The sequence below is a fragment of the Thalassospira sp. ER-Se-21-Dark genome (assembly GCF_017922435.1).
Taxonomy (GTDB): Bacteria; Pseudomonadota; Alphaproteobacteria; order Rhodospirillales; family Thalassospiraceae; genus Thalassospira.
On record NZ_VDEZ01000002.1, the window covers coordinates 480,953 to 495,211 of the forward strand.

Annotated in this window: 11 protein-coding genes; 5 read left to right on the top strand and 6 right to left on the bottom strand. The window is 54.1% G+C overall.

Going from position 1 to position 14,259, the window contains the following annotated elements:
- Nucleotides 1–6: 6 nt before the first annotated feature.
- Together FHI25_RS09895 and FHI25_RS09900 are read right to left on the bottom strand one after the other, a co-directional pair.
- Complete coding sequence (locus FHI25_RS09895; RefSeq protein ID WP_210517320.1) at nt 7–1,743, bottom strand: diguanylate cyclase; 1,737 nt, start codon at nt 1,741–1,743, stop codon at nt 7–9.
- Nucleotides 1,740–3,608: an EAL domain-containing protein gene (locus FHI25_RS09900; protein WP_064780854.1), complete on the bottom strand. Its 1,869-nt coding sequence runs from the start codon at nt 3,606–3,608 to the stop codon at nt 1,740–1,742. Before FHI25_RS09900 ends, FHI25_RS09895 begins: the two co-directional genes overlap by 4 nt.
- A gap of 371 nt (nt 3,609–3,979) precedes the next feature.
- Between FHI25_RS09900 and FHI25_RS09905 the strand changes: the two genes are divergently transcribed.
- Nucleotides 3,980–5,326, top strand: a complete 1,347-nt coding sequence (locus FHI25_RS09905; protein ID WP_246879025.1) for an FAD-dependent oxidoreductase — start codon at nt 3,980–3,982, stop codon at nt 5,324–5,326.
- 34 nt (nt 5,327–5,360) lie between these two features.
- Here FHI25_RS09905 and FHI25_RS09910 read toward each other — a convergent pair whose 3' ends face one another.
- Nucleotides 5,361–6,065 (bottom strand): GGDEF domain-containing protein, encoded by a 705-nt coding sequence (locus tag FHI25_RS09910; RefSeq protein WP_210517326.1) that lies wholly within the window; start codon nt 6,063–6,065, stop codon nt 5,361–5,363.
- Nucleotides 6,066–6,212: 147 nt separating this feature from the next.
- On the opposite strand from FHI25_RS09910, the gene FHI25_RS09915 reads away from it, so the two are divergent.
- On the top strand, nt 6,213–6,521 hold the full coding sequence (locus tag FHI25_RS09915; RefSeq protein WP_120224868.1) for a DUF5818 domain-containing protein: 309 nt from the start codon (nt 6,213–6,215) through the stop codon (nt 6,519–6,521).
- Between the two features lie 8 nt (nt 6,522–6,529).
- Here the strand turns inward: FHI25_RS09915 and FHI25_RS09920 are convergent, their stop codons facing one another.
- From FHI25_RS09920 to FHI25_RS09930, 3 genes are all read right to left on the bottom strand, one after another.
- A complete protein-coding gene (locus tag FHI25_RS09920) occupies nt 6,530–7,309 on the bottom strand; it encodes an SPOR domain-containing protein (protein WP_210517330.1) in 780 nt (259 codons plus the stop codon).
- A gap of 2 nt (nt 7,310–7,311) precedes the next feature.
- Nucleotides 7,312–9,696, bottom strand: coding sequence for an ATP-binding protein (locus FHI25_RS09925; RefSeq protein WP_008890838.1), 2,385 nt, complete (start codon nt 9,694–9,696; stop codon nt 7,312–7,314).
- 181 nt (nt 9,697–9,877) lie between these two features.
- A complete protein-coding gene (locus FHI25_RS09930; protein ID WP_210517335.1) occupies nt 9,878–11,344 on the bottom strand; it encodes a PLP-dependent aminotransferase family protein in 1,467 nt (488 codons plus the stop codon).
- 79 nt (nt 11,345–11,423) lie between these two features.
- On the opposite strand from FHI25_RS09930, the gene FHI25_RS09935 reads away from it, so the two are divergent.
- The 3 genes from FHI25_RS09935 to FHI25_RS09945 all read left to right on the top strand — a co-directional run bounded on the left by FHI25_RS09935 (nt 11,424) and on the right by FHI25_RS09945 (nt 14,207).
- The gene (locus FHI25_RS09935; RefSeq protein ID WP_210517337.1) at nt 11,424–11,687 is read left to right on the top strand and encodes a DUF1127 domain-containing protein; all 264 of its coding nucleotides are present in this window, start codon (nt 11,424–11,426) and stop codon (nt 11,685–11,687) included.
- 130 nt (nt 11,688–11,817) lie between these two features.
- Nucleotides 11,818–12,780: a threonine dehydratase gene (locus FHI25_RS09940; RefSeq protein ID WP_210517344.1), complete on the top strand. Its 963-nt coding sequence runs from the start codon at nt 11,818–11,820 to the stop codon at nt 12,778–12,780.
- Nucleotides 12,777–14,207, top strand: coding sequence for a pyridoxal-dependent decarboxylase (locus FHI25_RS09945; protein WP_210517347.1), 1,431 nt, complete (start codon nt 12,777–12,779; stop codon nt 14,205–14,207). The genes FHI25_RS09940 and FHI25_RS09945 overlap by 4 nt, the downstream gene beginning before the upstream one ends.
- Nucleotides 14,208–14,259 lie beyond the last annotated feature (52 nt).

Below are 14,259 nucleotides of genomic sequence, written 5' to 3' on the forward strand. Positions count from 1 at the left end.
TTCCTCCTAAACTTCGATTTTCGCCGGGTCTTTTGACCCCGGCGCGGCAGCGATACCAAAACGGCCTTTGCCAAGTTTCTTGACCTGATACATGGTCTGATCTGCGCGTTGCACAAGTTGTTCAAGCGTTTCTTTTGAATCAGGTTCGTGAACCGCAATACCCACGGAAATGCCCAGCGGATGTTCGGCATCCCCGGAATACTTTCCAAGAACGGCACTTTCCTTCATCAGGGTCTTGGCGCGTGCCGACGCGGCCGGAATATCAGCACCTTCCAGCCACAGAACAAATTCGTCGCCACCAAGACGGGCTACAAGATCAGACGGGCGCACATTATCAAGTAACACTTGCGTTAGCGTAAGAATGGCGTCGTCGCCAGCCTGATGGCCATGGATATCATTGACCAGTTTGAAGTTGTCCATATCGACATACATCAAAGCCGCAGGTGCATTTTCACGTCGCAGGCGACTGTGGCGACGTTTGAGTTCCTCAAAGAACGCGCGGCGGTTCAAAAGCCCGGTCATGCCATCGGTACGCGAAAGCGTCAGGATGCGTTCATGCTGGATGGCCTGTTCAATGGCGATACCGACCTGATCGGCAACCTCGGTCATGATGGCACGTTCGCCGTCGGTTGGTTCCGGGTGATCCGCATCAAACATAAAGATCACAGCGCCATTGTTGCGCTGATGATAGTGGCAGCGAAGGCCAATGAGCCGGTAGTTTCCGACATGGGCATCAAACGTTTCATTCGTTTTTTGCATCTGATGAAGCGCCTGGTGGGCGATCTCGTTGGCCGCCTTGTCTGCATCGCCGGCGGTAAGTTCAAGGTCGCCGGTTTCATCATTGCGTTTGAAAATAACGCAATGTGAACAGGCCAATGCACGCGTGCTGGCCTCGGACGCGCCCTTAAGGACCATAAGCGGATCAATTTCATCACGCATGGTGCGCACGATATAGGTCATCAGGCGGTCACGATTTCGGGCGGTAGCGACTTCGCTTTCGCGGCGGCGCTGTTCGGTAATGTCATGGGCGAGACCACGTGTGCCAATCCAGACCCCTTCGCGCGAATATACGGGCGTCGATGAAACAGACAGGCACGCGTCGCGTCCGTTCGAACGCCGGAACCAAACCGGGACATCACGCACGGCCTTCTGGCTGCGAAATACGTGTTCGCTGTCCTGATCGGCAGTATCAAGCAGGAATTTCCCCGGGAACCGACCGACGATGTCATCAGCACGGTATCCAAGTGCCCCGCGCGGCGAGACAAAGATAAACTTGCCTGTTTCATCCGTCTCCCAGGCAAAGGCGGATGAAACTTCGACAATGTCGCGATAGCGCTGGCGTGAGTCGATCAGAGCTTCACGCAAGTTCCGATCCATGCTGACATCACGCGGCAGGATCATGACCTCGTTCTTTGTGGTCGGAAGGGCAGTCAGCTCCAGTGTTGCGGTACCGCGCTGGACTTCAAAGGTCATCAGTTCAACTACACCACCCGGAGTGGTCAATGCGCGTCGGATCAGTTGATAGATTTCAGGGAACAGGCCGTCACGAATACCGTTTGCAAAGCCGACGGCATTTTTGTTGGCAAATAGCGGCACACCCTTTGCGTCCATCACGATGACGGGGGCCTCGGCCTCGGCCATGACTTTGGGGTCAAGGGTAAACACGTCGGCATCGTAGTTTGTCAGATCGTCTGCAAAGTTTGTATTCTGGTTTTGCGGATCCACCGGATGACGGGAAGTCATGCGCGTCCTCCTGTTGTGGTCGACGCGTTCTGATCGTCGGTGTCAGCACTGCTATTTGAGCTGGCGAGATTGGTCTTGTGATAGTCGTCTTCGCTGCCAATCGTGATTGGCGGCCCCAGATGATAGCCTTGACCATAGTCGATGCCTAAATCACATACCAGTTCGTAACTGGCCTGATCGTGGATCATTTCGGCGATTGTATGAATACCAAGGTCGCGACAAAGCAGGGCGGTTGCCTTAAGAAATGCGCGCCCTTTGGGATTGGCAAGTGCAGTTCTCATCGCCCCGCCATCAAACTTGATAATGTCGACATCAAGCGCGCTCAGATATTCGAAGTTGGCTGCCCCGGCACCGAAGTCATCAAGACAGATGGCATGGCCACGGGCGCGTAGCATTTGCAACCCGTTATTCACATCGGTCAATCCACGAATACGCGACGTTTCGGTCACTTCGAAAAGGACTTGTTCCGAGGGGATGTCATAGTCGCCAAGCAGTTCGATCAGGGCTGGCATGAAACCGGCCTGTTCAAGCGAGTGGCCGGAAAGATTGACGGCAACCGGATAGGGGATGCTGTCAGGATTGTCGCGCAGGTGATCAAGAACCTTGCTGCACATTGCCAGATCAAACTCGGTAATCAGACCGGTTCCTTCGGCGAAATGAATGATCTGGTCAACGGCCAACGTGCTGTCGCCGATGTTAAAGCGCGCCAATGCTTCGAAATGATGCATTTCCCGATTGCCAAGATGGACAATCGGCTGCAATGCAACAGCAAATGATCCATTTTCCACGATTTCGCGGAAAGCACGCACGGACTTCAGTGTTTCGTTGATCAGGTGCGGCAGGCTTGCCGAAAGGCGGGCGGCGGTGACATCATTCTGTGCCTTGCGCTGCATCCGGTTGAGCGCATAGGCAACTGCCCGTGTCAGGTTGGTGTCCCGGTCACTTTCGGCATTCTCGGTATCGAAATGATGGATGTTCCGAGCACTTTCATAGTCATTGCCAAACAGGTCTGCTGTTTTGGACTTTTTGGTATTTTTGCCGTTAACGCCCGAGGTGTTGGTCAAAGACATCAATCCGCTGATACTCTCGGCCGAGGTGGTTTTATCAATTTCCTCAAGGTCGGCGCGCAGCGCACTCGCATAGGCCACGATACGGCGTTCGAGCTCGATCATCGGTTCGTCAACCGGATGAATTTTATGTGGTCGCCGTGACTGTTCCTGATCCTTGACCACACTGGCATTGAATTGCTTTGCGCCAATTCCGATCAGACGGGCCAATTCATTGGTTGCGGCCGTTTCCGCCTGAGACCGCGAAGCTGCAAGGTTTTCGAGCACCACCAAGGCTTCGTTGTGGTAGTTCATGCTTGAAAGATCGCCAACCGAACCGGTCTGGCTGGTTTCGGCGTTCATGTTCTGGCGAATGACGGCATTTTGCAAAATGATACGGTCAATGCCCGACCTGGCCCGAGGACGAATGGCGCGGTGACGTGCTGCGATGTAATAGCGGCTTGAAGGGTCGGCGATCATATAACCGCTGAGTGACAGCGGCACAGCTTCCTGAACCGGTTTGCCGTCGGACTCGCAAAGCTGGAAATCAAGATCAAGCTCTTCAAGGCGTTTCAGCCCAGTGCCGCCGTGAAGATAGGCGCGCAGCAAAGGACGTTCGGACTTAACAACAATTTTCTCGAAGGCTTCGCCGATCAGACGGTCTGGCGTGCATCCCAGAAGGCTCTCGGTCGCGCCTGCGACAAACAGAATATAGCCGTTCTCATCGACCTCAAGAAGCATGTCAGCCCAGCAGAATGCCATGGCTGCCAGAAGGTCTTGGTCATTCGTTTCTGCCGAGTGGCCGGTGCTGTCTGTCATTTTCGACCCGTCATCGTAAGCCGCCTGTTTGTTTTTCTAAGCCGCAGCTTTGCCTGTCTCTCATAAATAGCGATCTTACAAAGGATATGAAGGATTTGCACTTGATATGGCAAAAAAAACATTCCGGCTTCAAAAGATCGATTTTTGACACGTCGCAAGGGGCGGTGTGCCGATCAATTCTAAGCGAAAGTTTAGGGACGCTGACTTTCACCTCAATGCCATCGCAGACATTGAGACTTGATGTTTTTTCGATTGTTCTATCAACTCTGAATTGGGCAGTTATCTGCGCCTTCCACCTTCTGTCGGGGAAACTGCATCATCAGCTTAGTGAGGTCGCTGTGTTAAGCCGAAACATCAACCGCCGCCGATTTATGAAGTCTGTCCTGATGGCAAGCGGGGCTGTCGCTTTTGCATCAAAATTTGCCGTCAAAAGTGCCCATGCGCTGGAAAATGTTTCTGTGGTTGTGGTCGGTGCAGGTATTGCCGGGCTCGGTGCGGCGAATTTGTTGCGTAAACACGGGGCCACAGTGACCGTGCTTGAGGCAAAGGACCATACCGGTGGTCGTCTTCTAACAGACTGGTCTATGGGCGCACCGTTTGAAGTCGGTGCTGGATGGATCCACGGTCCATCGTCGGACAACCCGACCAAGCAACTTGCTGATGCGGTTAACGCCCAGTATGCCGTCACCGACGATGAGAACGCAGTGTTCTTTGACATCAACGGCTACGAATATGATGAGGACGAGGTCGAGAGAATTGTCGATGCCTGGGAAGGGGTTCTTGGACACATCGACGGCACCTATGAGGTAAATGACCCGCGCAGTCTTTTGCAAGCGATCAAGGACTATCGTCCGGCGTATCTTGATGATCCGGGGATCATGTGGGCGTTTTCTGCCTTTACCGAATTTTCAAAGGGTGGGGCGATCGAAAAATTGTCAGCGCCCCTATTTAACTGGGATGAGGCATTTGACGGTGCGGATGTCGTCGTCACATCCGGCTATGACGAGATTTTAAAACCTCTGAAAGAGGGGCTTGATATTAAGCTTTCTAATGTGGTCTCGGCAATTGATTACAGTGCCGATGAGGGAGTGGTGATCACCACCGATCAGGGAACTTTCGTGGCTGACTATTGCATTTGTTCGGTTCCACTCGGTGTTCTGAAAGCTAACAATATCCAGTTTACGCCCGAACTTCCCGGCAGCTATCGCGATTCCATCGAAAATCTCGGCTTTGGCAGTGTGACCAAACTCGCACTGAAGTTCGAAGAACCGTTCTGGGATATCGAAACCCAGTATTTCGGCATCACAACCGAGCCGAAAGGGCGTTGGAACTATTGGCTGAGCTACCGAACGTTTTCAGATGAGAACATCTTGCTGGGGCTAAGTGTCGGGGATTATGCGCTGACGGCTGATCGTATGACGGATGCGGAAATGGTTGAAGATGCACTCGATGTGCTGCGCACTGTCTGGGAAGATGACGTGACAGAACCGATTGACGTTCTGGCAACCCACTGGGCCACCGATCCATTCACACTTGGCGCATATGCTTTTCCGCGTCCGGGTAACCGAAAATCTGATTTTGACGGTCTCGGAGAGCCGATTTCAGATCGATTGATCTTGGCTGGTGAACACACGATCTTTGACTATGCCGGGACAACCCATGGGGCGTTCATGACCGGTCTGCGCGCAGCAGAGTATATAATCGACGAGGAAGGTTAGGGGAAACCGACAGCCTATCCTGTCTTATCAGATATCAGGCGGCGTTATGATCGGCTTTCCGGGGCTCGCTGGCCTTGCGGCGGCTGTGCTTCTGATCGTACATGGCTTCATCTGCTTCGCGGATCAAATCGGCAATATCGCATTTTGCGCCAAATGATGCGTGACCGAAGCTTGCTCTGATCGACAGTGCCTTGCCCTGCCATATCAGCGGGAACCGCTCCGTCGCGTTCTGAAGCTGCACAATCCGTTTTGCCGCAGCGGCAGGGTCGCTGCCGGTCATCAGGATGGCAAATTCATCGCCGCCAAAGCGGGCAACAAAATCATCAGACCGGGTGTGCGTGCGCAGGTTCTGGCCAAAGTGCCGAAGGACGGCGTCCCCCGCCGCATGCCCGTGCATGTCATTGATTTGTTTGAAACCATCAAGATCTGCAATGACCAGAATGCCGCGTTCGTCGGTTCGTGACGCGCGCGAGATTGCCTCCCGGGTGCGCTTCATGAAGCCGCGACGGTTATAAAGTCCGGTCAACTCATCGGTTTCGACCATGAGTTCGAGCTGTCTGATCCGGTTTTGCTGCTGATCAAGTCGGGTTTGCATGTCGCGGGCAAGATCAACCAATGTCGAAAGCGCACTACGTTGTTCGCTTTCGTCTGTTTCTTCGGTCGCGCGATTGTTGATTGCCGTCTGATGCTGAAAATCAGCAGCAAGCTCTATCAACAAATCTATCTGCGACTTTTCCATTGGGCGTCTTGTTCTCAATGACATTGGATACCGAAACCCTTAAAAGGGGTGGAACCATTCTATCTTTCATGGCGTTACAAGAACATTAACGCACATGAAGCGTATTTTGTGACGAAGCACTGTCGATCACGCAAAGGAGCACGACGGATGAAGTACCTTTTGGGGGCCGGATTGGCGCGAAAAATCGCTGTTGCGGGCGTGGCTCTGGCGTTGGCAGGGTGTTCGTTCCTGCAAAAAGAAAACTTTACGGTTGGTGGTGAAATCACCGATCAGGGGCAGGAATGCGTTACGTTCCGTGCCGAAGATGGGACGCTATATGCACTCGCCAACAAGGCAAGCAGGCTGCGCCCGGGCGACAAGGTACGCATCACGGGCCATCTGGCACTGATGACAACCTGTACCGAGGCAACAACCCTGATCGTTGACAAGATTGTCCTGCTTGCACCTGCTGACTGAGCCTTTGTCTAGCGCGCAGTTGCAAAACAATCCGTGCCGTCAGCCTTGAGCTGGCGGCATTGTTTTTGCGCAGACTCGTAGTCTTCAAATCCTGCAAGCTGCAGCCGGTGATAAATGCCCTGACTGCCGAGATCAGCGGATACGATTTTTTTGTCGTGCGATTTAGCCAGTTCCGGATAGCGGATACTAAAGCTTGCCCAATAGGTTTCAGCGGTAAATGTGTCGCGAAAGGCGCCAATCTGTATTCGGAAGCCGCTACCGCTGACTGCCGACACAGGCGTTGCTGTTTCAACAAGATCAGATGCCGTCGTGCGTTGCACGGTCACGGCGGGCAGAGTGGTCTGAGTTGGAGGCGAAGTTGTTGAAGCCGCCGGGGTAATCCGAGTTTCCGTGGGGCTTGGTGCCCTTTGATGGACGGGTTGGACCGAACGGATTGGGGGCTTTCCGTTGATCGTTCGTTGATACTGATCTGCCAAGGAGGGGATTTCGATTTCTTCCTCAAGCCGGGTTTCAGTTGGAATTGTTCCGGGCAGGAGGCTTAGAGGCTGATTGCCTGATCGCACACTTGATGCGCGGGCAGGCAAATCTGTCGGGATGATATCGATCCCGGTTGGTCCTGTTTCAGGCGCAAGTGTTTGTGCCACTGCACCGACATTAAAGATCATGGCGGCCATCAGTGCCGCAGCAAAAGTGACCGAAAAAGAAAAACCACCCCACATTCCGGCAAAGCCAATCGCCTGCGACAACTGTGCCACAGGGGTTGGATATGCGTGGGGTGGTTTTGCCATTCCTACATCTCCGTGCGCGGGCCATATGCATGGCGTTCGCGCAAAATCAGATCATTGTTGCGCAGGCGTTCCATGGCTTTGCCGTAGACTGTGTCTGGCGCATATTGACCATCTGTCCGGTCACCTGTTGCCATTCCGGTCAGAAGCTCAATCGCATCATTGATGTGTTCAACGGTCCAGATGTTGAATTTGCCCTGGCGAATGGCCTGAACGACTTCTTCTCGCAGAACTACGTTTTCCGCATTGGCCGAAGGAATGATCACGCCCTGATCACCGGTAAAGCCCTGATCGGCGCAAATGCGATAGAACCCTTCGATCTTGTGCGAAATGCCCCCGACCGGCTGTGCCTGACCAAACTGGTTCATCGACCCCGTAATGCCGACATTCTGGCGCATCGGGATGTTTGAAACAGCGGAAATGATGGCGCAAAGTTCCGCCATCGAGGCCGAATCCCCTTCGATCCCGCCATAGTTCTGTTCAAACGTAACGTTACAGGCGAATGAGAGCGGAAAATCCTGCGCAAAGCGCGATTTCAGGAAGCCTTCAATGATCATCACAGACTTTTGCTGCAATGGGCCGGACATATCGACCATGCGTTCGATGTTTAAAACGCCGAGGCTACCGACATAGGACCGTGCCGACACGCGTGCTGGCAGGCCAAAGGCATGATCGCCGTAATCGAGAACCGTCAGTGCGTTGACCTGACCAACCACGCTGCCAAAGCTGTCGATCAGGATTTCGCGCCTTTGAACCCGTTCGTGGGATCGGTCTTCAAGACGTGAATTGCGATGGCGACGTTCCTCGATCGCACGCCGGACATCTGCAGCACGAATGGTTTCGCGACCTTCGGCCTTGCTGAGTGCGCCGGCCTCGATCGCGACATCTTCGACCCGTTCAATCTGGGCTGTCAGCTTGTCACGTTCGCCTGCCCAACGCGCCGCCTGACCAAGCAATTGACGGATCGCACCATTATCAACCGGGATGCCGGAGCGTGACAGGGCGGATGCCCGCAGAAGCCCGGTATAGATCGAAATATTGCGACCAGCCGCTGGCATGTCGGCATCAATATCGGCCTTGACCCGGAAGTGGTTTCTGAAATCTACATCTAGCGAGAAGAAGGTGTAATAAAACTTCGGTGCGCCGACGATAACCACCTTGAGGTCAAGCGGGATCGGGCGCGGTTCCGGTGCGCCTGCGGTCGGCGGGCCGCCCTTGTGGGTTTCCTCGATACGGATTTCACGGTCACGAAGGGCTGCTTTCAAAAAGCCCCAGCATTCTTCGTGTTCCAGAAGGCTTTCCGCACGCAACACAAGTACGCCGCCATTGGCGCGATGAAGGGCGCCTGGCTTGATCAGGCTGAAATGCGGATGCATGCCGCCCCCCATCGGGCGGTACTGAATTTGCCCAAACAGGTTGTCGTAGCTTGGACTTGGTTCAAGCACGACATCGGGGTGATTATCGCGCGAATGATCAATCAGCAGGTTGACGGCATAGCGATCATCGACGGTTTCGGGGATCTTGCCATCCCCACTTTCGATGGCGGGTTGGTCGCTGGCTTCCTCGAATGCGTCGATATTGTCGAGAATGTCTTTTTCAAGCGCGTCGAACCATGCCTTGAGCCCGGGGCTTGTGAATTTGTCGCGCAGTTTCTTGATACGCGGTTTCAGAACAACCTTCGCTGCCCCGCGACGCAAACTATCAAGCGTATCGGCGATCTGTTCTTCGAGGTCGCGGGTGGAAAGCAGCGTTTTGCGGGCTTCTTCGGCGACTTCCTCAAACGCGTCTTCGGCCTCGTTGCGGCGATCCTTTGGGATCTCGTCGAGTGAAACCGGTTCGCCGTCCTCGTTCAGCGCGACAATCATCACGCCTTTTTCGTTTTCCTGAACATCCAGACCGCGTTCGCGGGCATATTCACGCAACGCATCGAACTTTTCGCGAAGCTGTGCGCGCGCTTCTTCGGTCTGGGTCTGGGTTTCGGTCAGGTGGGCCGGGGCGTTGAAGGCCGAAGCGAAAGCTTCGCGCAGATGTGTGATCAGCGTTTCCATCGCCGCCAAAAGCTTTTGGCCCTGACCAGCCGGAAGGGCATAGGGACGCGGGCGATTGGTTCGCGAAAAATTATTGAGATAAACCCAGTCATCGGGGGCTTCGCGTTCTTCCATGGCCTTGTTGAGGTAATCGAGTGTCGCCGTCATGCGGCCAGCGCGATCAAGGCCAAGAACAAAAATGTTGAAACCGGGTTCGGACATCGAAAGTCCGAATTTAAGAGCCTCTGCCGCGCGGTAATGCGATGAAAAATCGAATATTTTCGGCTGTTGGTCTTTGTGTGGGCTGCGAATACGGAAATGCGGGAAACCGCAATCATCTGCGTCAAGGCGGGAAACTGGCATCTGCTGACTTTCTGCTGCCCAAGATCAAGGTATCAAGCAGGGGCTTCTTGCCCCCGCAGCATATCTTGGAAGCAACGCAATCACGCGGTCAAGCGTTGCGTGCGGAAATAATTGAAATGCCAGTAAGAACCGTGACTTTGCCTCAAAATTGCACGGTCATCATGCATAAGAAAAACGTGCGTTACATGACGACAGAATTGCCAAAATCACTGCTCTGAAGCAGGCGGTCGACGATTTGCACGCCGCGGCGTAATCTTTCGGGGGATCGTTCTGCGCCGAAGCATAGGCGCATACCCCTTGGCACGTGGCCAACAGCGAATTGCTGTGCTGCGGTCAAAAGAACACCATTGTTGGCCGCATCCATCACCAGTTCACTTGTGTCGATATGTTCGGGAAGTTCCAGCCAGATGTGATAGTTGGTTGGGTGGAAACGGATATCATAACCCTTGAGCGTGCCAAGCACGATCGCCAGACGTTTGGCCGCTTCTTCGCGGTGCCATGCCTCGAACTGGGCAAGGCTGCCATCCATGATCATGCGTGTGACAAGTTCAAGGTTGATGGTTGAAACCATCCAGCAGGTAGACCGGATCGCACTGGCAAGTTTGCCGATCATTTCGCCCGGTGCATGGATATAACCGACACGCAAGCCACCACCGATACTTTTTGATACGCCATCAAGATAAATGCTGCGTTCCGGTGCAAAGCAAGACAGCGGGGGTGGGGCATCCGGATCAAGGAAGTGGTATATGCCGTCCTCGATCAATGTCAGATCATATTTACGCAGGATTTCGGCAATTTCGATGCGGCGCTTCTGGCTCATGGTGCTGCAAAGCGGGTTGTGCAGCGTCGGCATCAGATAAATCGCACGCGGGCTTTGTGTGCGGCAGATGTTTTCCAGTGCGTCTGGCATGATGCCGTCGTCGTCCATGGCCACACCGCGCAGACGGAACTGCAACAAATTGGCAAGGCTGCGCAGGTTGGGATAGGTGAGTTCCTCGCACAGGACAAGATCGCCTGGGCGCACTGTCGCCAGCAGCGAGACCGTCATGCCATGTTGCACGCCCGCCGTTGGTAACACGCGTTCCGGGTTGTCATCCAACCCCAGTCTTCCGGCGGAAAAAGCCAATGCTTCACGCTGATGAGCAACGCCATATTCCGATTTGTAGGACACCATATCGTCTGTCGACATGGTAGTCGCAACCTCAATCAGGGTTTCGCGAATGCGGCCTTCCCTTGGTGGGAGAGGGCAGTTCATCCTGAAATTGATCGGTCCGGTATCTTCGGTCTCATTTGACTGGGAGTTCGTCGATGGCGCAGTACCGGTAGATCGCGCCAGCTGGGTGAGGTTGTTGGTAAATGCCATCGGAATTGGCGCGGTGGCCGCCATATCAAGTTCCGACTGGATATTGTCGAGCACATAGGTTCCACGGCCAACTTCACCGGCCACCAGCCCCAATCTTTCCGCCTCGCGGTAGGAGCGGGTAATTGTGCCAACCGTGACGCCAAGTTGATAGGCGAGGTCGCGATGGGTGGGCAGTCGGTCTCCGGGTTTCAGAGAGCCGTCTTTGACTGCTTTGCGGATGGCTTGCGCGATCTGTCGATAAACGGGACCACCAGCCTCATCAAGTTTCGGGAACCATATTGTCATGGTGACAATGTTTAAATTGACACAATAATAATGTCAATGACAAAACAATATCGAGACAATTCACCGAAAGGAGATGGAAATGGTAAATTGTAACGATACAATCCAGCTTCCTGGCATCAATGTCACTGAGCGCACAGCAAGCACATTTAAGCAGGCCAAGCAGCCTGTGACCTGGCGTGCCGCGATCACTGGCGTGATGATCTCTGCGGCTGAATATCTTGCCTGTCTGCAGGCGCATTCGCGCGATCGTCACGCTTTGCAAGGGCTTGATGATTATATGCTTAAGGATGTCGGGCTGACCCGATCAGATATCGAACAGGAACTGTCAAAGCCGTTCCTGTAAGGTTTCCCCCAGCGCGGCTCGCCACCGCCGCGTTTGACGGAGTCACTTTGCTCCCATTGTGCCTCCGTTCGGCGGGAAGCGGCTGTAAATGCAAATTGTCACGATTTTGATCTGTCAGGAATACAATGCAATGTTTAATACGGGTGAGTTGCGCGAGGCCGCGGATTTTGTGCATCAATATGTTGCGCCGACGCCGACAATTCAGTGGCCGCTGCTTGATCGTGCGACCGGATTGTCCCTGTATGTGAAACACGAAAACCACACTCGACTTGGTGCGTTCAAAATCCGGGGTGGGCTGACCTTTTGTCGTTATCTCGGAAAGTCGGTTGATGTGAACCGCGGGATTATCTCGGCGACACGGGGCAACCATGGTCAGAGCCTTGCTCATGCGGCCAGCCGTTTTGGTATGCCTGCGACCATTATTGTCCCGCATGGCAATTCCGTTGAAAAGAACGCCGCCATGCGAGCCTGGGGTGCAGAGGTGATTGAGCATGGTCATGACTTCCAGGAGGCAGCGGAATACGCCAAGGCACTTGCCACCAAGGAAGACCTTGTAATGGTCCCGCCGTTCCATCGGGAACTTGTGCGTGGTGTCGCGTCCTATGGGTTGGAGCTGTTTGACGCTATTTCCGGTCTGGATCGTATCTATGTGCCGGTTGGCATGGGATCCGGGATTTGTTCGCTGATCACGGTGCGTGATGCGCTGGGCCTTAAGACCGAAATTATTGGTGTGGTCGCAACGGGTGCGGATGCCATACGTCAATCATTCATGGCCGGTGAAATCATCCAGACACCGACGGCCAATACATTTGCCGACGGGGTTGCCTGCCGTAGCCCCGATCCGGGCGCGTTTGAGATCATTAAAAGCGGTGCTGCGGACATTGTTGCTGTCGATGACGAACAGATCGCGGATGCCATGCGCCTTTATTTCAGTTCTTGTCACACCATTGCCGAGGGTGCAGGTGCCGTGCCGCTGGCGGCTGCGATTGCACAGCGCGAAAGCAATATCGGCAAGAAGGTTGCCGTTGTGTTGACCGGGGCGAACATCGATCGCTCCGACTTTGCGCGCATCCTTTCAGGAGAGAACAAATGAACAGCATTTCAAATCGTTCAGATGACAGCCCCACTGTTGATGAACGTCATCTCATGTTTGATGACCTTGAAAAACTTGGCCGCATTCTTGTGGAAACAGGTGATGTTGCACACAGCTTTATTCAGGCTGCGGATAACATGGATGTAACCTGCCGCGATTTCTCTGCCTTTGACCCCTCGCGCCCCATGCCGGGGCAGGGACGCGGTGCGCTTGATGCGTTGCGGGCAGCGAAGGAAGAAATTCTGCCGCTGCTCGCCGCATCAATTGGTCCTCGTTATCTTGGATTTGTTACCGGTGGCACGACGCCGGCCGCCCTTGTTGGCGATTGGCTTGTCAGTGCAATTGATCAGAACGCCACCGGACCGGAAGGATCAGTCAATGCCGCGGTTGAAGAACAGGTCATCAACTGGTTGTGTGAGCTGGGTGGTGTGCCATCAGATACGTTTGATGGTGTGTTGACGACCGGTGCAACGGTATCAAACCTTTTGGGTCTGGTTGCGGCCCGCCAGTGGTGTGGTGAACAGATTGGTGTGAATGTCGATGCCGATGGTGCAAGCGTTTTGCCAGATCTTGAGATTTTTGCCGCGAGTCCGCACGCCAGCATGATCAAGGATTTATCGATTGCCGGCATTGGTCGTAACAGCTTTACCAAGGTTGCAACCAAACCGGGATCGGAAGAAACCGATATTGCAGACCTCAAGGCCAAAGTTGCGGCCAGTGATGCTCGTGCCAAGATCGTTATTGCGTCGGCGGGAACCGTGAACGCCACGGATTTCGATAACCTTGATGCGATTGCCGATTTGTGTCGTGACTTTGGCGCATGGCTTCATGTCGATGCCGCGTTTGGCTTTTTCGCTGCCCTGGATGATCGTCGTGCCTACATTACCAAGGGAATAGCACGTGCGGACTCCATCACATCAGACGGGCATAAGTGGCTCAATGTCCCATATGATTGCGGAATTTTCCTGACCCGTCATATTTCAGTGCTGGAGACATGCTGCCGCGCCTTCGCGCCGTATCTCGATACCAAGGCGGACGGGAATAGCTATATCAATCGCGGGGTCGAAAACTCCAGGCGCTTCCGCGCGTTGCCGCTTTGGATGGCGATGACGGCTTATGGTCGCGACGGAATTGCATCCATCATCCGGGCAAACTGTGATCAGACGGCAAACCTGGCCGCGTGGATTCGAACCCATGAGAAGCTCGAACTACTGCGTGAACCCAAACTCAATGTGACAATGTTCGCATCGCGTGGAACTGATGACGAGAATCGGGCCTTGCTCCAGCGTATCAATGAGACCGGCAAGGTTTTCCTGACACCAACGGTTTATGGCGGTCGTTTCGGATTCCGCGCGGCCTTCAGCAACTGGCGGACCCGCGACGAAGATCTTGTGGTCGTCAAGCAGGCCATTCAAACGGCCTTGTAAAGGCGAACCCAAATCATCGATAACCCATTCGATGTATCGACTTCTACATCAC

What these genes read in the sequence shown, in the direction of transcription:
- FHI25_RS09895 (WP_210517320.1), bottom strand. Translation starts at nt 1,743, where the DNA reads ATGACTTCCCGTCATCCGGTGGATCCGCAAAACCAGAATACAAACTTT.
- FHI25_RS09900 (WP_064780854.1), bottom strand. Translation starts at nt 3,608, where the DNA reads ATGACAGACAGCACCGGCCACTCGGCAGAAACGAATGACCAAGACCTT.
- FHI25_RS09905 (WP_246879025.1), top strand. Translation starts at nt 3,980, where the DNA reads ATGAAGTCTGTCCTGATGGCAAGCGGGGCTGTCGCTTTTGCATCAAAA.
- FHI25_RS09910 (WP_210517326.1), bottom strand. Translation starts at nt 6,065, where the DNA reads ATGGAAAAGTCGCAGATAGATTTGTTGATAGAGCTTGCTGCTGATTTT.
- FHI25_RS09915 (WP_120224868.1), top strand. Translation starts at nt 6,213, where the DNA reads ATGAAGTACCTTTTGGGGGCCGGATTGGCGCGAAAAATCGCTGTTGCG.
- FHI25_RS09920 (WP_210517330.1), bottom strand. Translation starts at nt 7,309, where the DNA reads ATGGCAAAACCACCCCACGCATATCCAACCCCTGTGGCACAGTTGTCG.
- FHI25_RS09925 (WP_008890838.1), bottom strand. Translation starts at nt 9,696, where the DNA reads ATGCCAGTTTCCCGCCTTGACGCAGATGATTGCGGTTTCCCGCATTTC.
- FHI25_RS09930 (WP_210517335.1), bottom strand. Translation starts at nt 11,344, where the DNA reads ATGACAATATGGTTCCCGAAACTTGATGAGGCTGGTGGTCCCGTTTAT.
- FHI25_RS09935 (WP_210517337.1), top strand. Translation starts at nt 11,424, where the DNA reads ATGGTAAATTGTAACGATACAATCCAGCTTCCTGGCATCAATGTCACT.
- FHI25_RS09940 (WP_210517344.1), top strand. Translation starts at nt 11,818, where the DNA reads ATGTTTAATACGGGTGAGTTGCGCGAGGCCGCGGATTTTGTGCATCAA.
- FHI25_RS09945 (WP_210517347.1), top strand. Translation starts at nt 12,777, where the DNA reads ATGAACAGCATTTCAAATCGTTCAGATGACAGCCCCACTGTTGATGAA.